This window comes from Halalkalibacter nanhaiisediminis, assembly GCF_007830185.1.
In the GTDB taxonomy this organism is placed as follows: Bacteria; Bacillota; Bacilli; order Bacillales; family Bacillaceae_D; genus Halalkalibacter; species Halalkalibacter nanhaiisediminis.
The window spans coordinates 401,208-418,671 of sequence record NZ_VLKZ01000002.1 but is presented as its reverse complement, the minus strand read 5'-3'; the positions used below and the strand labels follow the sequence as shown (position 1 = coordinate 418,671).

Here is a 17,464-nt window from a genome sequence, read left to right as displayed (position 1 = left end):
AAGTACGATGATTGAGTATGACCTCGCTCTGGATGAGCCGAGGAAAGATGATAAACATGCTTATATTGAAGGTTTTACTTTCATATATGATAAGAAGGCTAGTGACGAAATTGGTCAATTTGTAAAAATTGATTATGTTCAGTCGCAAGGACTAAAATTAATTAACCAAAGTCAAACACTAGCCTATGCGCAGCAATTGAAAAACGCAATCACTTGATCTGCTTATCTTCTACCAAAGAGACTGGTTACTTGTTTTACAAAAGGAGTCACTTGTTTAACAATTGGTGTAACTTGGTTATAGGTTTTCATTACGCGATCAACGGTTTGAAACGTTCGCCCGACATCAAAGGTTCCGTTTTCCCCTATGAATGCCGACTTAATCATCGAGGGCTTCTTTTGTCTATATCCCATTTGATACGGAGGAATGTTCATTCTTTGTTGCTCGGGATGTGTATATCTACTCATTTGCGAGGGACGAGTAGGGTATTGGTACTGCATTGGATTGTGTGGTTGAGGATAGTTCTGGTAATGGTTTGTATGTTGTGCCCATGGTCTTTGGGAACGTGGTGGAAACATGTTTAAGACCCTCCTTACTCAATTGATATATTCTTATGTTTATTAGGAATCACAATTCTTAGTAATCCATTTTTATACGTAGCTTTTACACTTTGTTCATTGATAAGAAAGGGAACGGGAATGACGCGTTGTCTAACTTGTGTTTGACCGTGCCACTCCGTAACCTTTTTTTCTTGATCGATTATTTCTGTTTGTTCTGTGTGTTTGACTTGTATACGAATGGATTGCCGATATATATCTAGGTTAATTTGTTTTTTGTCGATTCCAGGAAGCTCTGCCTCAGCAATCCATAAATCTTTTTCCTCCCTAATTCGAATAGGAATTGGAGGAAGGAATAGTGGATTCGTTTGTATTTGCTCATACGTTTGTGTAAAGAAATCATCTATAGATTTAAGTGCGTCATGATATCTTTGTGGTAGCTTTTTAGACCATGATTCTTTATCAGACACAATAATCCCTCCGTTTCTTATATCGATTCTTAATTTATTAATATGTAAGCTTGTAGCATGTGTGCATCCTCATATGACCAAAATAGGGAGGGGAAAGAATGAAAAGAGCCATCATTGATACGCACTGTGATGCACTTTTAAAACTATGGGAACAGCCAGCACGTCATTATCGTAATTCCGAAGACATCGATACGAATCTAGAGAGGTTGCAGGCTGGAAATGTTAAAGTACAGTTATTTGCTATTTTTGTAGAGCCGTGGATAAAGCAAGAACAAAAATTTCAAGTGGTCCTTGATCAAATTAATCTTTTCTTTGATAAGGTTGTTGCCATTAACCCTTTTATACGGCATATCAAAAAATGGTCTGAACTTGATACTTTAAAGGAACATGAAATAGGAGCAGTCTTAACACTTGAAGGTGTGGATGCAATTGGAGACGATTTAACTAAGCTAGCGATTCTCAATCAACTAGGGGTACTCTCGGTTGGTTTAACATGGAATCAAGCAAATCTGTGCGCCGATGGGGTAGGAGAGCCCCGTGGTGCAGGACTTTCGCTTCTTGGAAAAGAAGTCGTTCGCTTAAATAATGAGAACAATGTATTAACAGATGTGTCTCATTTAAGTATTAGTGGATTTTGGGATGTGATTGAGTTAGCTGATTTTCCAATTGCAAGTCATTCGAATGCCAGAGCATTATGCGATCATCCACGAAACTTGTATAATGAGCAAATTGAAGCATTAGTGAAAAAGGACGGATTTATCGGAATCGTCTTTCATCCACTCTTTTTAACGACGGTAAAACAAGCCACGATTACTGATATTCTAAGGCATCTTGATCATATGTGTTCTTTAGGGGCTCAAAAGCATATTGGATTCGGCTCTGATTTCGACGGTATTTCCACGTATGTTGAAAACTTGCGACATAGTGGTCAATATGACAATCTTGTTAATGAACTTGAGAAACATTATTCTACATCAATTGTTGAAGGTTTTCTTTGTGAAAATTTCATCAGACATTTACCAAGCTAAATGAAGGAAGACCATGATCGTAGCATGCTATAATAAAAATGCAAAAGTGAGGTGAAGTTAAATGAATATTACAGATCGTGCAAGAGATTATATTTTAGACATCATGAATGAGCAAGGGTTAAATACAGTTCGTGTTGTATTTGCTGGCATGGGCTGAGGAGGTCCTAAGCTAGGACTGGCTCTGGATGAGCCGGCAGAAACGGATAAGAAGGATACGATAAATGGAGTTAACGTAGCGATTGAAGCAAATGTTGTGGATCATATTGCTACTGTAACGCTCGATTATCACGAAACAGGTCTTGTCCTTGTGGGAAACGATGATTGCTGTTAATAAGAAAGGATGACTCATGGATAGAGAGTCATCCTTTTTCAATATAAAGTTGAAGACCGCCTGAAATTATGTAAAGAAATATAGTTTTACATAGTTTTTGAAAAAACGGATCTAATGAAATCAAATCCCTTGAACTAGTAAGGTTTTAGAAAGTTTCCGTATCTCATAAGTTCTCATAATTATATGCCATATGTCCTATGATTGACATTAAAGTAGAGCCTTGTACCTGTACGAACATTTCATTTGTGTTACAATAACTAAAGGTTTTCGAGATGAGGAAGGAGATTGATAAGTATGAAGAAATTAACGATGATGATTGGTGTAGGAGTTCTTGCATTAGGACTTGCTGCTTGTGGTAATGAGGCTGATCAAGAAGATCCGAATCAAGAAACACCAACAGAGGAACAAGCTCCTGAAGGTGAAGAAACAGATCAAACTCCTGAAACAGCTATTGATATGGAAAGTATTCCCGAGGTCATAGCGACAGTAAATGGTGAGGATATTCAAAAAGAAAATTATGTGGCACTACTTGAACAACAAACTTTTATGCTTCAAGCACAAGGGATGGACTTACAAAGTGAAGAGGCTGCTAATTATATTAATATGATTCAAGATCAAGTCCTACAACAGCTTGTTAATGAGCGAGTGATTATTCAAGCGGCAACCGATGAAGGCATTGAAGCTACAGAAGAGGAAATTGATGCAGAGCTTTCGACATTTGTTAATGCACAATTTGAATCTGAAGAGCAATTTAATGAAGCGATAGAACAAGAAGGCGTTACAATCGAAGAAATTCGAAATAACATTGCTGAGTATATCAAGACTGAAAAATACGTCGAACAGAATACAACAACTGAAGAGATCTCTGAAGATGAGTTACAAGCAGCTTACGATGAATTAGTTGCAATGTCAGAGGGATCGGAAGAATCTGCAGAATCTGACATTCCTACTTTTGAAGAATATAGAGGTGAACTTGAAGCGCAACTACAAAATGACCAGCATCAACAACAGCTTGCTGAATTAGTAGAAAGCTTGCGTGAAGAAAGTGAAATTACAATTCATATTTAAATAGTGATAAGGACTTGTACATTTCGTACAAGTCCTAATTTATATGGATTTGGACAAATATGCTCTTAATGTTTAAAGTGAATATTAAGCTCAGCCATTTTTGAATTAATAAAAAATTCACTTGCGGTGCAAAGTCGCCTCTTATACACTGAAACTAATGGATGATACCCGATTAGTCGTAGTGAGAACGGCATACATATATTCATATCGCACTTCTCAGCCTGAACGTGTGATAACTGGAGGATAAATCATGATTCAATCAGATAATAATGGTATTTTACTAGAAAGCGGTACAAATGAATTAGAAATTGTTATGTTTAAGGTCGCGCAAGGAACTTTTGGAATCAATGTACTGAAGGTCAGAGAAATTATCAATCCTTTGCCTATTACAGATACCCCTAATGGACATGCGCATGTTGAAGGAGTCATTCGCTTGCGGCAAGAAGTAATCCCAGTTGTTAATTTGGAAAAGGTACTGAATTTGCCTGCGTCAGAAAATCCAAGTCAGAATAAGTTTATTATTTCAGAATTGAATCAAATGAAAGTCGCTTTTCATGTTCATAGTGTTTCACGTATTCATCGCATTTCATGGGAACAAATTGAAAAACCGAGTGAACTATCACAAGGTGGCTTAGGTCATACAATAGGAATTGTGAAGATGGAAGAGGAAATGGCGCTTTTACTCGATTTCGAGAAAATTGTTGTCGATATTAATCCTGATACAGGGTTAAGTGTTGATCGAGTGAAGTCAATGGGTCCTAGAGAGCGCTCGACAAAGCAAATTTTAATCGCTGAAGATTCGGCAATTTTACGTAAGCTGTTACACGATACTCTTTCAGAAGCTGGTTATAATCATTTACAGTTCTTTGAGAATGGTAAAATGGCATGGGACTATCTTGAAGAGCTTTCCAATAAAGGAAGGGAAGCTGTTGATCAAAAAGTTGACTTAATTATTACAGATATTGAAATGCCTCAAATGGATGGTCATCACTTAACATTACGAATTAAGGGTGAACAGTCCCTAAATCATGTACCAGTTATTATTTTCTCATCTCTCATATCAACGGATCTTTTTCACAAAGGTGAAAAAGTTGGAGCGGATGCACAAATTAGCAAACCTGAGATTGTTCAACTTGTTGAAACGATTGATAAGCACGTTTTTGAAAAATAAATTCGAAATGTATTGTTGATAAGGCACGTCGATGTCATCTCCACATAAAATACATCATCATTGATGGAATGAGGGGATGACAAGTGTCAACAAAACGTAAAAAAAAGAAAGCTACACCAAAAATTAGTGCTAGTGAAAAATATAAGTATACGATGAAAATGGTCACGTCCAATACGTGTTTTGTTTGTAAAACGCCTTGTACTAGAGGGTTAGCATATCTTGATAAAATGCAGAAGCCTGGAGCGGTTGGTCACGGGGTTCCTTGTATTTTGACTAAAGGTAGGGCTTTTAAATAAGAAAATAAAAATCTCTGCTAAAAAAGGGGCAGAGATTTTTGCGTTATTTCCTTATCTTTTGAGTTGAGATTGTTTAATTAATTCTTCTTTTTGCTGTTCGTCTAGAATACCTAATTTGCATAAAAGGTGTGCAAAGTATATTTTTTTATCATGAACATTCATTTGCTATTCTCCTTTTATACACAATATTCATTTTTGTAGAAAATGTTGTTAATAGGAAACATTTTGGGTGTAAGGCATGATTTTTTTTGAGAGTCTGATCATAGACAAGCTAATAGGAACATTGATAAGATGAAATACACGTGCAATTGATAAAGAGGGAGTGACAGCAATGAACATTCAAGTAACGAAGCCTGCACTGCAATGGTTTAAAGAAGAACTGGATTTAAAAGGAGAAGGCGAATACATTCGATTTTTTGCAAGATACGGTGGGTGCGGATCGATTCAAAGTGGCTTTTCTTTAGGAATTAGTCAAGAACAGCCTTTAATCATTGGAGCGAAAGAAGAAGCAGAAGGCATTACATTTTATATTGAGGAGAACGATTTATGGTATTTTAAGGGACATGATTTAAAAGTGAAGTATAGTCGTAAGAGTGATGAAATTGAATTTGTCTATGAAGAGCAAGCTTAAATAAAAAAACAAACCTTCACCATTATTTTAGTGAAGGTTTGTGATCGTTAGACTGGCATGATCCAGACGATTTCTTGGATGCGAACAAAGAAAGAAGCATTGTGGGCTTGAATGACAACATGATCAGGCTTAACATCTGAAATGCTGCCACGTACATTACCTCGTGTGGTTTCGATGACAACGTTACTTCCAGTAATGGATTGTAATGTTTGCACAACAAATGGATCAACATTTGCAATCATTTGTGGACGGTTATGTTCAGAATTATAATGATTTCTATCATCAATCATTTTCAGTCCTCCTTTTCTTTAAAAATCCACTGTTATCCTATGTAGGAGCCCTTACGTTGATTGGGCCATTGTCCAGTTTTACAGTTGATTAACAAAGCGAATGAAGACGATTTAGTTACGTCGATATAACTTGTTATGTTATACTAATGGCTATCTTGAATATAAGGAGGGGAAAGTGATGATCGAAAATAATTATGAAAAGGCAACGTTTGCTGGAGGGTGTTTTTGGTGTATGGTCCAGCCTTTTGATGAACAGCCAGGAATCATCGATATCAAATCTGGTTTTATGGGCGGAGTTATAAGCAATCCTACATACGAGCAAGTAAAGTCAGGGGAAACTGGTCATTATGAAGTCGTACAAATCACTTATGACCCAACGTTATTTTCCTACGAAAAGCTTCTTTCCCTGTATTGGCCGCAAATTGATCCAACAGATCCAGATGGACAGTTTCATGATCGTGGCTCGCAATACCGTACAGCGATTTTTTACCATACAAATGAGCAAAAAGAAGCAGCTGAAGTATCTAAACAAGCGATTATTGAAAGCAAACGGTTTTCTAAGCCAATTGTAACGAGTATTGTAAAAGCATCCACTCTTTATCTTGCTGAAGAAGAGCATCAGGATTTTTACAAGAAAAGTCCTAAGGCCTATAAAGATGATCGAAAGAAATCAGGAAGAGATGAATTTATCTCTGCGAATTGGGAAAAGAAAGGATGACTCTTGTGAGTTATCTTTTTTTTATATCTATTTGTCGAAATCTCTAACTAATTTCGACAAATATTTCATAAATGTGTAAAAATATATAATTAATTTGTAAAAACCTCTGACGAAATAGTGTTTTTCTGATATAATATAAATAATAAGAACAATTAGAATTTTATAGAAAGGGGGGAACTTTGTGAGGAGACTTATGAGAAAACTATTCATGTGGACTAGTATTGTATCACTTGGCCTAATTTTGATCGTACTGACGGTGATCATTTCGGTTCATTATTGGGCTCACACTGAAGCTGGAAAAGTCCCACCTAAAACAGCGGTCCTACTCCATGCTGTTCATCATAATCTTGTTACAACAGATATGAAACCACCTCAATTTTTTTCGAAGATTGAAACTGTGAATTATACAAGCGAAATGATTGAAATCCCTGTATCTGATGGAACAAAGATCGAGACGAAAATGTACCAACCTAAAGCAGAGGGCCCTCATCCAATCATTCTTTATTACCATGGTGGAGCCTTTATGGAGGGATATGGTGACATTCATACGCATGACAATATTGTACGAGCTCTAGCTGCTAGAACAGATAGTATTGTCATTTCCGTTAACTACAGAGTTGCCCCTGCTTATCCGTTTCCTGCAGCAATTGAAGATAGCTATGATGCACTTGTCTGGGCTGAATTAAATGCTTGGAAAATTGGAGGAGATCCTACTAACATTGCAGTCGTTGGTGATAGTGCAGGAGGGAATATCGCTACGGTTGTATCACTAATGGCAAGAGATCGACAAGGTCCTAATATAAAGGCACAAGCTCTCCTTTACCCATTAACAACATTTCAAGATATAGAATTTGAATCACGGATGAAATATAACAGTGGCTATTACTTACTATCTCGTCAAGTGATGATGCGTGCAAGAGATACGTATACACCTGATCAATCGATGTGGAACCTTGCGTATACGTCGCCACTTGAAGCAGAGCATTTATATAAGCTCCCACCTGCACTAGTGATTACAGCAGAGTTTGATCCTTTACGTGACGAAGGTGAAGCTTATGCACGTCGATTAGCTGAGCACAGTGTACCTGTTGAAACGATTAGGTATAATGGCGTCATGCATGGATTTATCTCCTTTTACGAAGTGATGTATAGGGGTAATCACGGACTTGCTCAAACCGCTAAATTTCTCAAATCGTCATTTGAAGATAAGCCTGTTTATCAACCCTATCACCTTCAAGTTTATAATGGAACAAATGGTCCAACGCAAGTGCGTGATCATATCGAAGCTTATGCGATAGGAAGTTTTCTCATCGGAAAGCAAGGCTTATCTCTGTTTGAATCTCAATAAAAAGATTCCACCTAAATGCCTATTGTTGTGCTCGTTTAATAAACATCCGTTCATCTTCAATTAACCCACATGCTGCACATTGTACTTTTAATTCAGGACCCTGATAAGTCAAATGGAAGGGACCAGCATCACTATTTTGATATTGCTCAATAATATCTCCACTTTTTGGATCCAATTTGACAGGTGTTGCTATTTGCTGAATCATATTAAAACGTGAACGATTTGTTTTACAATTTGGACATAAATAGGGATTAGGCATGTTAATTCCTCCTTAAATATAGTATTTCTTGAATCGGGAGAAATTATAACTACTGACACAAAGAAGAGCACTCGTGGGTGGAATGAGTGCTCTTCTTTATTCATTAGTTGGCTGGTTTTTGAAAGAATACGGACATCGTGAGAGCTAGTAATGATAGAATTCCTGGATTTCTAAGCTTACTGTTTGTCATGTGAAGTACCTCCTCAAGTCGTTTCGTTTATTTGGTTAACTTGATGATAACATCGATAAAAAATGTTGTAAGGAAATGCGTTAGGTTTTATACCAATTTAATTTAGTTGGAGAGTTTAGCTATTTTTATAGAGGGTAGAAAAATAAATATAACTATTTTCAAAAAAAGATGGATTGATTAAGAAAGAGGTGGAAAAATGGGTCTTTCGAAAGAGCAAGAAAGCAGAAAACTTCCTCCTAAATATAGGAGAGATGAAAAGCGGCTTGATGAAAATGAGCGTTTTGAAAAATTACTAGACAAGCTCGAAAATATGACGACGAATGGTAGATTAAAAGATATGGCCTATCATTTTACAAACAAGAAAGAAGTAATAAAGGTAAACTTCCTAGCTGGTTTAGCACGAGGTGTAGGCTTAACGCTTGGTACGGCCATTTTTATTGCACTATTCGTTTTTATTTTAAGTCAGATGCTTTCTCTACCAGTAATTGGGGAGTGGATTGCTAATTTACTTGAAGTTGTTGATCAATATAGGGAGTAAGTGAATGAAACGTTCATAAATATAAACGAAATAAAGAGGTGATAGATATGGATTGGTTAGGTATTGGTGTCTTTATTCTTGCTATTGGGTTTGCTGTACTAGTAGCCTTCATTATTCCAGTATTGAAAAAATTAACGGTAACGATTAGTAAAACGGCTGATACGGTAGATCAAGCAGAAAAAAGTTTGGCTGAGTTAACAAATGAAACGAGATTAATTTTGTATAATACAAACGAAACACTGATGGACGTAAATGATAAAATCGCTAAACTTGATCCGATTTTTGATGTAGTAGAAGATTCAGGACAAGCGGCTCATAGTGTGACGTCTACAATTGCTGATTTTACAGAGAAGCGTATCGAACGAGTGAAAGATGGAAACAAAGTGGTTAATAAGCATCATTTTAAAGGGTTAATGAAAGGTGTCGCTCTTATTTATTATTTACGTGAAGCGAAGAGGAAGAATAAATTTAAGCAAGAGCCAGTAGAGGTAAAGTTGAGGAATGAAGTAGCTAAATAAGAAAGATTGACTGTTGTCTCAGTCATTTTTATGTTAAAGATAGTCGTATTTTGTTTAAACAAAATACGACTATCTTTGTTATTGATATTAGATTGTTTATTAGAACGCCCAGTTTCCATTTCTGAAAATAGGCTCACGCTTATCATCAGCCGTTATCCCATCGATGTTCATATCAGCTGAGCCGATCATGAAATCAACGTGGGTAATGCTTGTGTTTAAGCCATTTTTCTCAAGCTCTTCTTTGTTCATTTCTTTTCCGCCTTCGATGCAAAATGCGTATGCAGACCCGAGAGCAAGGTGGTTAGAGGCATTTTCATCAAAAAGCGTATTGAAGAAGATGATATTTGTATCTGAAATCGGTGAACGGTGTGGTACAAGTGCAACTTCGCCAATAAAGCTTGAACCTTCATCTGTTTCTAACAAACGTTTTAATGTTTCATATCCTTCTTCTGCTTTAAAATCAATGACTTTCCCGTCTTTAAATGTAAGTGAGAAATTATCAATCATTGTTCCACCATAGTTTAAAGGCTTTGTGCTGACAACTGTGCCGTTGACGCCTGATTTCTTCGCTGATGTGAATACTTCTTCTGTCGGCATATTCGCCACAAATGAAACGCCTTCTTTATTTTCACTACCACCACTAACCCATAGATGAGTTTCAGGTAACTCGATTGTCAAATCAGTTCCTTCAGATGTGTAATGAAGAGCTTTATAATGCTTTTCATTTAATGTATTCATTTTCTCATCAAGTGTTTTTAAATGCTCTTGCCATGCGGCTACAGGATCTTCTTGATTAATACGAGTAGCGGCAAATATGGCATCCCAAAGCTTTTCAACTGCCTTTTCATCTGTTTCATTCGGGAATACCTTTTTTGCCCAACCAGTAGATGGTACCGCGACAATCGACCAGCTAATTTTGTCAGAAGTGATGTATGAACGAAAGCCTTCCATTGCTTTACCGTTTGCCTTGTTTGCATTTGAAACGCGTTCTGGGTCAACACCTTTTAATAAATCAGGGTCTGAGCCAGTAATGCTCAAGAAAGCAGCTCCGTTTGCCGCGAGATCTTCATAACCTTTTGCAATCCATTCAGGAGCTTCATGAAAGGCTTCATCAGGTGCAAGCTCATATTTTGTTTTGGTCAACTCTTCATCACTAAAGTCAACATGAACATTTTTTGCTCCAGCTTCGTATGCTTTTTTTGCCACTATTCGGACGAGTTCAACAGCTGTGATAGGAGTACGAACGACTAGCGTTTGACCAAGTTGGATATTAACGCCGACTTTGACTGCCAACTCTGCATATTTTTCTACATTCTTTTGAAAGGTAGACATCATTGCATTCCTCATTTCTATGTATAAAAGTGGATGTATCACTCATATCTTACCAAAGATTTTGAAGAAGTGAAAAGAATAGCCCTACATATGTTTATTATGCTATTATAGAATTTGAATAAAAAAGAAAGAGGTTCGCAAACTCCCTCTATAAAAAACTAAGGTGTAAACTGTGCGCTTAGTACAGTTTTCTTGTCATTTATGAAGACATTAATCAGTTCATGCAATGATTACCGATAAAAGTTGTTTGTATAGTTTATCCGAAGAAATGTAAATTATGATTGACTGTATCAAAAGAACTGATATACCAATTTAGGAGTTTATCGAATGCTCGTTCTCATGGTAAGGCATGAGTATATGCGAATGCCAGACAAAAAAGGAGAAATGAGACATGAGAAATGAAAAGGCGGTTGTCGTATTTAGCGGCGGACAAGATAGTACGACATGTTTATTGTGGGCGCTTAAACAATTTAAAGAAGTCGCTACTGTCACATTTGATTATGGACAGCGTCACTCATATGAAATTGAATGTGCACGTGAAATTGCTGAAGAAATAGGCGTTTCTTTTCACGTTTTAGATATGAAGCTTATTAATCAGTTATCTGCAAATGCATTAACTCGCAGTGATATAGAAGTCAAAGAAGGGGAGAACGGAGAATTACCGTCGACTTTTGTTCCTGGCCGAAATCATCTGTTTTTATCATTTGCAGCTGTCTATGCTCAGTCAATCGGGGCTCGACATATTATCACAGGTGTTTGTGAGACAGATTTTAGCGGGTATCCCGATTGCCGGGATGTCTTCGTGAAATCTTTGAATGTCACATTAAACTTGGCTATGGAAGAACAATTTGTCATTCACACACCATTAATGTGGTTAAATAAAGCGGAAACGTGGAAACTAGCTGATGATTTAGGTGCTCTTTCGTTTATAAGAGAGAAGACACTTACTTGCTACGAAGGAATTCGTGGAGATGGGTGCGGAAAATGTCCAGCATGTAAGCTACGGAAGCAAGGGTTAGATTCCTATCTTGCACAAAAGCAAGGAGGTGGTAGCTTATGATGCAGCAATTTTACCCACAAGTCCAGCACTCTTATCGCTATGAATTAAATAAAGACATGCATCTTGCTGCAGCTCACTTTATTCCAAGTGAAGATGCTGGTCAATGCCAGCATATGCATGGTCATACGTATTTCATTAATATTACAATTGGTGGCGATACTCTTGATGGACTTGGATTTCTTGTTGACTTCAAAAAAATAAAAGATATTGTTCATAAACGCTATGATCATTCAGTCTTAAATGATCATCCTGAGTACAAGGCAGTATTTCCAACAACTGAACGAGTGGCTGAACAAATTTGGTCGGCCATTCAAAAAGAGTTAAATACACAGGCTAATAAGCCAAAATGTCTACAAGTCGTCGTTCGTGAAACGCCGACAAGCTATGTCGTATACCGTCCAAAACCGGAGGAATTAAAATGAAAATCCCGGTTATGGAAGTGTTTGGTCCGACGATTCAAGGTGAAGGAATGGTCATTGGACAAAAGACAATGTTTGTTCGCACAGGTGGCTGTGATTACTCTTGTTCTTGGTGTGATTCGAGCTTTACATGGGACGGATCAGCAAGAAGTACGGCTATGGAAGCAAGCGAGATCGTCGCTAAGCTAAAGGAAATCGGAGGCGACGCTTTTTCGCATGTAACGATTTCAGGTGGGAATCCAGCACTTCATAAAGGAATTGATCAGCTTGTGGACTTGTGTCATGAAAATGGTTGGAAGGTGGCAATCGAAACACAAGGGTCAATTTGGCAAGAGTGGATGACGAAAATTGATGATGTAACAATCTCACCAAAGCCACCAAGTTCAAAGATGAAAACGAATGTTAAACAACTTGATTATTATATCGAAGAGCTAACAAATGCGAATTCATATTTTAGTTTAAAGGTTGTCATATTTAATGAAGAAGATTTTTTATATGCCGAAATGATCCATGAGCGATATCCTGAAGTACCATTTTTCTTGCAGATTGGGAACGAGGATATTTCATCAACGGACGATGCATCGTTAGTGTCGAAGCTTTTAAAGCGATATGAATGGTTAATTGAGCAAGCAACGAAGTCAGTAATAATGAATGATGCGAAAGTGTTGCCGCAGCTTCACACTTTAATTTGGGGAAATAAGCGCGGCGTTTAAGAAGGAGGAAATCCAGCTATGAGTAGTGGTCGAAATGAAAAAGAATTAGAAGGCGTTAGTCTACTTGGTAATCAGGGAACAACATATGATTTCTCATATAATCCATCCGTTTTAGAAGTGTTTGAAAACAAGCACCAAAACCGTGATTATTTCGTGAAATTCAATTGCCCTGAATTCACTTCACTATGTCCAAAAACCAATCAACCCGATTTTGCGACAATTTACATTAGCTATATCCCTAATGTGAAGATGGTCGAAAGTAAGTCACTAAAGCTGTACTTATTTAGTTTTCGTAACCACGGTGATTTCCACGAGGACTGCATGAACATCATCATGAATGACTTAATCGAACTGATGGACCCACGCTATATCGAAGTGTGGGGCAAGTTCACGCCTCGGGGCGGGATTTCAATCGATCCGTATTGTAACTACGGGAAGCCTGGGACGAAATATGAGAAGATAGCAGAGCACCGTTTAATGAATCATGATATGTATCCAGAGACGATTGATAACAGATAATTTTTTCATCATAATTCTTTTGCTGCACCTGTCACATATTAGTGGCAGGTGCTTTTTATTTCTTTACACCATAAGTAGTTTATTGAAGGGAATTTTCTTCCTTTTGCCGAATGTATGGGCTAGGGAGGGATAATGATGAAGGTTAAAATAATAATGGACAGTGGAAAAGAATACTTGTTAAATGAAATTGGTTATTCTGCGGACAGTTTCTTAAACAGTTTTTACGATATTAATGAAATTCCAATGGGGGGCAGTGTTAAAGTTATAAAAAACTACCTAGTCCAGTTGAGCAGAGAAGGAACAATTATGATAAACCCATCTCATATCTCATCAATAGAAATCATCAAATAGTTATCTTGGATTTGCTTAAGACTACTCAAAAGAGTGGTCTTTTTGTTTGTTATTTATAATACATAGCAAGACGAAACTCATTATCGCTATACGAAGTACCTTACAAAAAATAAAAATGTTAGACGTAATCTACATATGAGCAATGTGAAGTTTTATCATGAATGGGAGAAAAGAACTGAAATAAAACGTATCAGTGATAAAAACAAGGGTGCTAATGTTATTAAAGTTTCATCGTTCCAATTAAAAACCATGCAATTAATACAATATTTTTGAAGGTAGTAAATCTGTTACGTTTCATAAAACAAGTTAATCATCATACTTTTTAATAACAATGGTCATTAAAAAAGGAGTGAATCACTATGAAAGGTCCTTCGAGAATCATTATTTTCCGTCATGCAGAAAAGCCCGAATTTGAAAAAGAAAATGGATTAAACGAAAGTGGAAAATTAAGGGCGGAGCTTCTGGCTGACTTATTAATTAAAAAATATCCCCAAATGAAAGCCGTATACGCAGCTGGTTCTGGTCCAGCAGATTTAAGTGAGAGGAAAATACAAACAATTATTCCTCTTCTTATTAAGGTATTACTTTATATTAATCAAGCATTAGCCATTAACACCGTTCATTTAAAATTTGAAGTGAAGGACGTAGCCAAAGAAATACTCACTAATCCGTCCTTTCAAAGTCAAACGGTTTTGATTTGTTGGAGCCATTCCTATATCCCTATTCTTGCTGATGCTCTTGGTGCAATTAATGTACCAACAGTTTGGCCTGCGGATCGTTTTGATTTAATTTGGGAAATTGATGTTTATAACCATAGGCTCAATCAAATCCCTCAGCTTTTACTTCCAGGTGATTCAACAACCTTAATTCCAGTAGATTAGTAACTTTAGATAAAAAAATGATGCGATTTTAGACATTCATTTTCGTAAGTATCTAGAACAGTGGTTCAACGCAAAGAAAATTAAGTTGAAGCCGAGTACAGTTCAAAATTATGAGCAGCAAATCCGCTACAACCTTGTTTCGTATATCGGGTAAGTGCGAATGAGTGAGTTTGAAGAATCAATCATTCAAGCTTACAATCAGAAACTTCATGAAGAGCTTAAACTCTCTCCAACGACAATCCGAGCTACTTAGGGCATTGAGGCAGAAGTCCTTTATAAGGCTTCTCAGAAAGGCATCTTAAACAAGTCAATGATAGACGATATTTCATTGCCAAGAATGCCGAAAAAGCTTCGCGTAGAGACAGCGGATGAAATGATGTTGTTTTCAAACGCTCCTTAGCGAGTATTGAACTTAACAAGACACTTTATCGGCGTCAGTATTTCCACTCAGACAGGTATGCGGATGGGTGAGGTTCTTGGCTTGCGGTGGAGTGACATTGAATTTGAAGGTAACCGAATCTTCATTCGAAAACCACTTAGTAAGATCGACGAGAATAGCGTGTATGGCTTTGTAAATGAATGGAAGACCAATACCGCTCTGAGAGTTTTCTATGTCCATGACGCTCTTTTGGACAGCATGAAAGCACATCATAAGTGCATTTTTCGGGGAAAAACGGTATTGGCAGATGAATACCTTCCATACGATTTAATGGTATGTACGAAAAACGGAAGCTGAGTGCATCGGAATAACTTTAAACGAGCTTTCAAAGTGATCGTAGAGCAATTGGGACTTCCAAAAAATCCGTCTTCGTGATCTAAGACATACACATGCTACATTCTTGATGGCGAATAAAGTGATGTATGGGCTAGGGAGGGATAATGATGAAGGTTAAAATAATCATGGATAGTGGAAAAGAATACTTGTTAAATGAAATTGGTTATTCTGCGGACAGTTTTTTAAACAGTTTTTATGATATTAATGAAATTCCAATGGGGGGCAGTGTTAAAGTTATAAAAAACTACCTAGTCCAGTTGAGCAGAGAAGGAACAATTATGATAAACCCATCTCATATCTCATCAATAGAAATCATCAAATAGTTATCTTGGATTTGCTTAAGACTACTCAAAAGAGTGGTCTTTTTTTCTTATTCATAATACATAGCAAGACGAAATTAATTATCGCTATACGAAGTACCTTATAACTGTAATAGGACAAGTGTTTAAAGTGAATGGTCTATTCAGTTACAATCTTAAAGATATTAAGATTAAGTAACAATATTTAATTTAAAAAAGATAAAACTGAAATTTCTTGACAAAGCATTTTGATTTAAATATTATAAAGTCTATAAAACATATAAAACTTATCTATTTACTAAGAATAGGTGGTGGAAATTTAAACGTAAAACAAAAATCATTCGTTTTTCCCTAACAAAAAGGATTGGTGAAATTACTAGATCTAGATCAGGTAAATGTGATTGTCTTGATTAATGCGACAAAGAGATTATTTGGGCAGGTCAATGGTTTAAAATAGATCATGTACGTTAATAAGTGGGTTTTGTCATCTTAGTTATGATCGTTATTGTATCTCTTGAACCGATTGTGAATAATCTTGTCTTTTTAAATTTAGAACAGAATGATCTATTCAATAAAAATAGGAAATTTAACGGACATACATGTAAGAGTGAAAAGGGGGAATACTTGATGAAAAAACGAACGTTTTATACATTATTTGCCTTACTTGGTATTATTCTTGCTGGCTGCGGTTCAGGTGAAACATCAACAGGTGAAAAAACAGAAGTGAAGATTGGCTATTTTCCTAACTTAACTCACGTAGCAACTATTGTTGCACTTGAAAAAGGTTTTTTTGCTGAAGCATTTGGTGAGGACATTGAAATTAATGCACAAACGTTTAATAACGGTGGTGTATTTATGGAAGGTATGGCTACTAACGCAATTGAAATCGGTACAGTTGGACCTGGTCCTGCGATGAATTTTTATTTGAAAGATCCTTCCTACCATATTATATCTGGTGCTGTAAATGGCGGGGCCGTTCTTGTTGTGCGCAGTGATAGTGATATTCAGACGGTTGCCGATTTAGACGGTAAGCGCATTGCCATTCCAGTAATTGGAGGTACGCAAGACATTATGCTACGCAAAGCTCTCCAAAATGTAAATTTACAGACAAGTGATAATGGAGGTACTGTAGAAATGATCAGTGCTGCACCAGCTGATACAACAACGTTATTTGTACAAAAGGATGTTGATGGTGCTGCTATACCAGAGCCATGGGCTCAAGTATTAGAAAGCCAAGTGAGTGGACGTACGTTATTAGATTGGGATGAGTTTGCGTGGGGGAAAGAATCGACAAGTACAGTTGTTGTAGCGCATAAGGAGCTTATAGAATCACATCCTGAATATGTAGAGAAATATTTACAGGCACATATTAAAGCAGTACAGTTTATTCAGAATGAGCCAGTTGAAAGCCAAGAAATTGTAGTCAACCATTTAAAGAAATTAACAGGAAAAGAGATCGACTTAGATGAATTGGCTGCTGCAATGGAAAACTTAACAGTGACGTATGAAGTTAATGAAGAGGTTATTCAAGAAATGGCAACAATCAGTAAAGATGCGGGTTACTCGAATTCAGATGATTTAGAAGGATTAATTGATTTTAGCTTTCTAGAGAAAGTTTTAAAATAACATCAGATTGAATATATGAATAACTAACTAAGAATGAGATCGTATAAAAGTGAAGTGTTTTTAAAGCAGGGAAATCAT

Annotated in this window: 26 protein-coding genes and 1 riboswitch; of the genes, 21 read left to right on the top strand and 5 right to left on the bottom strand. The window is 36.8% G+C overall.

Annotated elements, in window-relative coordinates; all coding sequences use genetic code 11:
* The first annotated feature begins 7 nt into the window (after positions 1–7).
* Positions 8–217: a hypothetical protein gene (locus IQ10_RS04725; protein ID WP_144449324.1), complete on the top strand. Its 210-nt coding sequence runs from the start codon at positions 8–10 to the stop codon at positions 215–217.
* A 5-nt stretch (positions 218–222) separates the two neighbouring features.
* Here the strand turns inward: IQ10_RS04725 and IQ10_RS04720 are convergent, their stop codons facing one another.
* Both IQ10_RS04720 and IQ10_RS04715 read right to left on the bottom strand, forming a co-directional pair.
* Complete coding sequence (locus IQ10_RS04720) at positions 223–576, bottom strand: YppG family protein (protein WP_144449323.1); 354 nt, start codon at positions 574–576, stop codon at positions 223–225.
* A gap of 14 nt (positions 577–590) precedes the next feature.
* Positions 591–1,025, bottom strand: coding sequence for an Hsp20/alpha crystallin family protein (locus IQ10_RS04715; RefSeq protein WP_158639987.1), 435 nt, complete (start codon positions 1,023–1,025; stop codon positions 591–593).
* A gap of 98 nt (positions 1,026–1,123) precedes the next feature.
* Here IQ10_RS04715 and IQ10_RS04710 point away from each other — a divergent pair, with 98 nt between their 5' ends.
* The 6 genes from IQ10_RS04710 to IQ10_RS04690 all read left to right on the top strand — a co-directional run bounded on the left by IQ10_RS04710 (position 1,124) and on the right by IQ10_RS04690 (position 5,550).
* On the top strand, positions 1,124–2,053 hold the full coding sequence (locus IQ10_RS04710) for a dipeptidase (RefSeq protein WP_144449321.1): 930 nt from the start codon (positions 1,124–1,126) through the stop codon (positions 2,051–2,053).
* Between the two features lie 61 nt (positions 2,054–2,114).
* Positions 2,115–2,384, top strand: a complete 270-nt coding sequence (locus IQ10_RS18850; RefSeq protein WP_437177656.1) for a HesB-like (seleno)protein — start codon at positions 2,115–2,117, stop codon at positions 2,382–2,384.
* A gap of 294 nt (positions 2,385–2,678) precedes the next feature.
* The gene (locus IQ10_RS04705) at positions 2,679–3,452 is read left to right on the top strand and encodes a SurA N-terminal domain-containing protein (RefSeq protein WP_144449320.1); all 774 of its coding nucleotides are present in this window, start codon (positions 2,679–2,681) and stop codon (positions 3,450–3,452) included.
* Positions 3,453–3,702: 250 nt separating this feature from the next.
* Positions 3,703–4,623, top strand: a complete 921-nt coding sequence (locus IQ10_RS04700) for a chemotaxis protein (protein WP_144449319.1) — start codon at positions 3,703–3,705, stop codon at positions 4,621–4,623.
* An 83-nt stretch (positions 4,624–4,706) separates the two neighbouring features.
* Positions 4,707–4,919: a hypothetical protein gene (locus tag IQ10_RS04695; protein ID WP_144449318.1), complete on the top strand. Its 213-nt coding sequence runs from the start codon at positions 4,707–4,709 to the stop codon at positions 4,917–4,919.
* Positions 4,920–5,250: 331 nt separating this feature from the next.
* A complete protein-coding gene (locus tag IQ10_RS04690; RefSeq protein ID WP_144449317.1) occupies positions 5,251–5,550 on the top strand; it encodes a HesB/YadR/YfhF family protein in 300 nt (99 codons plus the stop codon).
* Between the two features lie 47 nt (positions 5,551–5,597).
* Here the strand turns inward: IQ10_RS04690 and IQ10_RS04685 are convergent, their stop codons facing one another.
* Positions 5,598–5,840 (bottom strand): YuzF family protein, encoded by a 243-nt coding sequence (locus IQ10_RS04685; protein WP_144449316.1) that lies wholly within the window; start codon positions 5,838–5,840, stop codon positions 5,598–5,600.
* Positions 5,841–6,018: 178 nt separating this feature from the next.
* Here IQ10_RS04685 and msrA point away from each other — a divergent pair, with 178 nt between their 5' ends.
* Both msrA and IQ10_RS04675 read left to right on the top strand, forming a co-directional pair.
* A complete protein-coding gene (gene msrA, locus IQ10_RS04680; protein ID WP_144449315.1) occupies positions 6,019–6,558 on the top strand; it encodes a peptide-methionine (S)-S-oxide reductase MsrA in 540 nt (179 codons plus the stop codon).
* Positions 6,559–6,739: 181 nt separating this feature from the next.
* The gene (locus IQ10_RS04675; RefSeq protein WP_242009742.1) at positions 6,740–7,906 is read left to right on the top strand and encodes an alpha/beta hydrolase; all 1,167 of its coding nucleotides are present in this window, start codon (positions 6,740–6,742) and stop codon (positions 7,904–7,906) included.
* Between the two features lie 19 nt (positions 7,907–7,925).
* Here the strand turns inward: IQ10_RS04675 and IQ10_RS04670 are convergent, their stop codons facing one another.
* On the bottom strand, positions 7,926–8,165 hold the full coding sequence (locus IQ10_RS04670) for a DNA alkylation repair protein (protein ID WP_144449314.1): 240 nt from the start codon (positions 8,163–8,165) through the stop codon (positions 7,926–7,928).
* A 386-nt stretch (positions 8,166–8,551) separates the two neighbouring features.
* Here IQ10_RS04670 and IQ10_RS04665 point away from each other — a divergent pair, with 386 nt between their 5' ends.
* On the top strand, positions 8,552–8,893 hold the full coding sequence (locus IQ10_RS04665; RefSeq protein WP_144449313.1) for a DUF5665 domain-containing protein: 342 nt from the start codon (positions 8,552–8,554) through the stop codon (positions 8,891–8,893).
* 47 nt (positions 8,894–8,940) lie between these two features.
* On the top strand, positions 8,941–9,411 hold the full coding sequence (locus IQ10_RS04660) for a DUF948 domain-containing protein (protein ID WP_144449312.1): 471 nt from the start codon (positions 8,941–8,943) through the stop codon (positions 9,409–9,411).
* 99 nt (positions 9,412–9,510) lie between these two features.
* Here IQ10_RS04660 and IQ10_RS04655 read toward each other — a convergent pair whose 3' ends face one another.
* Positions 9,511–10,743, bottom strand: coding sequence for an aminopeptidase (locus IQ10_RS04655; RefSeq protein ID WP_144449311.1), 1,233 nt, complete (start codon positions 10,741–10,743; stop codon positions 9,511–9,513).
* 124 nt (positions 10,744–10,867) lie between these two features.
* Positions 10,868–10,911: riboswitch (PreQ1 riboswitch) on the top strand.
* Between the two features lie 223 nt (positions 10,912–11,134).
* Between IQ10_RS04655 and queC the strand changes: the two genes are divergently transcribed.
* From queC to IQ10_RS04605, 10 genes are all read left to right on the top strand, one after another.
* A complete protein-coding gene (gene queC, locus IQ10_RS04650; protein ID WP_144449310.1) occupies positions 11,135–11,803 on the top strand; it encodes a 7-cyano-7-deazaguanine synthase QueC in 669 nt (222 codons plus the stop codon).
* A complete protein-coding gene (gene queD / locus IQ10_RS04645; protein ID WP_144449309.1) occupies positions 11,800–12,225 on the top strand; it encodes a 6-carboxytetrahydropterin synthase QueD in 426 nt (141 codons plus the stop codon). Before queC ends, queD begins: the two co-directional genes overlap by 4 nt.
* Complete coding sequence (gene queE / locus IQ10_RS04640) at positions 12,222–12,935, top strand: 7-carboxy-7-deazaguanine synthase QueE (RefSeq protein ID WP_144449308.1); 714 nt, start codon at positions 12,222–12,224, stop codon at positions 12,933–12,935. Before queD ends, queE begins: the two co-directional genes overlap by 4 nt.
* Before the next feature lie 18 nt (positions 12,936–12,953).
* Positions 12,954–13,454, top strand: a complete 501-nt coding sequence (gene queF, locus IQ10_RS04635; RefSeq protein ID WP_144449307.1) for a preQ(1) synthase — start codon at positions 12,954–12,956, stop codon at positions 13,452–13,454.
* 135 nt (positions 13,455–13,589) lie between these two features.
* Entirely contained in the window at positions 13,590–13,805 is a 216-nt protein-coding gene (locus tag IQ10_RS04630) for a hypothetical protein (RefSeq protein ID WP_144449304.1), read from the top strand.
* Positions 13,806–14,164: 359 nt separating this feature from the next.
* Complete coding sequence (locus tag IQ10_RS04625; RefSeq protein ID WP_144449306.1) at positions 14,165–14,686, top strand: hypothetical protein; 522 nt, start codon at positions 14,165–14,167, stop codon at positions 14,684–14,686.
* Positions 14,687–14,711: 25 nt separating this feature from the next.
* Positions 14,712–14,840, top strand: a complete 129-nt coding sequence (locus IQ10_RS18710; RefSeq protein WP_144449438.1) for a tyrosine-type recombinase/integrase — start codon at positions 14,712–14,714, stop codon at positions 14,838–14,840.
* A gap of 252 nt (positions 14,841–15,092) precedes the next feature.
* Positions 15,093–15,422, top strand: coding sequence for a tyrosine-type recombinase/integrase (locus IQ10_RS18705; protein WP_144449305.1), 330 nt, complete (start codon positions 15,093–15,095; stop codon positions 15,420–15,422).
* A 146-nt stretch (positions 15,423–15,568) separates the two neighbouring features.
* Entirely contained in the window at positions 15,569–15,784 is a 216-nt protein-coding gene (locus IQ10_RS04610) for a hypothetical protein (protein ID WP_144449304.1), read from the top strand.
* 603 nt (positions 15,785–16,387) lie between these two features.
* Positions 16,388–17,386, top strand: coding sequence for an ABC transporter substrate-binding protein (locus IQ10_RS04605; RefSeq protein WP_144449303.1), 999 nt, complete (start codon positions 16,388–16,390; stop codon positions 17,384–17,386).
* Positions 17,387–17,464: the final 78 nt, after the last annotated feature.

What these genes read in the sequence shown, in the direction of transcription:
- IQ10_RS04725 (WP_144449324.1), top strand. Translation starts at nt 8, where the DNA reads ATGATTGAGTATGACCTCGCTCTGGATGAGCCGAGGAAAGATGATAAA.
- IQ10_RS04720 (WP_144449323.1), bottom strand. Translation starts at nt 576, where the DNA reads ATGTTTCCACCACGTTCCCAAAGACCATGGGCACAACATACAAACCAT.
- IQ10_RS04710 (WP_144449321.1), top strand. Translation starts at nt 1,124, where the DNA reads ATGAAAAGAGCCATCATTGATACGCACTGTGATGCACTTTTAAAACTA.
- IQ10_RS04705 (WP_144449320.1), top strand. Translation starts at nt 2,679, where the DNA reads ATGAAGAAATTAACGATGATGATTGGTGTAGGAGTTCTTGCATTAGGA.
- IQ10_RS04700 (WP_144449319.1), top strand. Translation starts at nt 3,703, where the DNA reads ATGATTCAATCAGATAATAATGGTATTTTACTAGAAAGCGGTACAAAT.
- IQ10_RS04690 (WP_144449317.1), top strand. Translation starts at nt 5,251, where the DNA reads ATGAACATTCAAGTAACGAAGCCTGCACTGCAATGGTTTAAAGAAGAA.
- IQ10_RS04685 (WP_144449316.1), bottom strand. Translation starts at nt 5,840, where the DNA reads ATGATTGATGATAGAAATCATTATAATTCTGAACATAACCGTCCACAA.
- msrA (WP_144449315.1), top strand. Translation starts at nt 6,019, where the DNA reads ATGATCGAAAATAATTATGAAAAGGCAACGTTTGCTGGAGGGTGTTTT.
- IQ10_RS04670 (WP_144449314.1), bottom strand. Translation starts at nt 8,165, where the DNA reads ATGCCTAATCCCTATTTATGTCCAAATTGTAAAACAAATCGTTCACGT.
- IQ10_RS04665 (WP_144449313.1), top strand. Translation starts at nt 8,552, where the DNA reads ATGGGTCTTTCGAAAGAGCAAGAAAGCAGAAAACTTCCTCCTAAATAT.
- IQ10_RS04660 (WP_144449312.1), top strand. Translation starts at nt 8,941, where the DNA reads ATGGATTGGTTAGGTATTGGTGTCTTTATTCTTGCTATTGGGTTTGCT.
- IQ10_RS04655 (WP_144449311.1), bottom strand. Translation starts at nt 10,743, where the DNA reads ATGTCTACCTTTCAAAAGAATGTAGAAAAATATGCAGAGTTGGCAGTC.
- queC (WP_144449310.1), top strand. Translation starts at nt 11,135, where the DNA reads ATGAGAAATGAAAAGGCGGTTGTCGTATTTAGCGGCGGACAAGATAGT.
- queD (WP_144449309.1), top strand. Translation starts at nt 11,800, where the DNA reads ATGATGCAGCAATTTTACCCACAAGTCCAGCACTCTTATCGCTATGAA.
- queE (WP_144449308.1), top strand. Translation starts at nt 12,222, where the DNA reads ATGAAAATCCCGGTTATGGAAGTGTTTGGTCCGACGATTCAAGGTGAA.
- queF (WP_144449307.1), top strand. Translation starts at nt 12,954, where the DNA reads ATGAGTAGTGGTCGAAATGAAAAAGAATTAGAAGGCGTTAGTCTACTT.
- IQ10_RS04630 (WP_144449304.1), top strand. Translation starts at nt 13,590, where the DNA reads ATGAAGGTTAAAATAATAATGGACAGTGGAAAAGAATACTTGTTAAAT.
- IQ10_RS04625 (WP_144449306.1), top strand. Translation starts at nt 14,165, where the DNA reads ATGAAAGGTCCTTCGAGAATCATTATTTTCCGTCATGCAGAAAAGCCC.
- IQ10_RS04610 (WP_144449304.1), top strand. Translation starts at nt 15,569, where the DNA reads ATGAAGGTTAAAATAATCATGGATAGTGGAAAAGAATACTTGTTAAAT.
- IQ10_RS04605 (WP_144449303.1), top strand. Translation starts at nt 16,388, where the DNA reads ATGAAAAAACGAACGTTTTATACATTATTTGCCTTACTTGGTATTATT.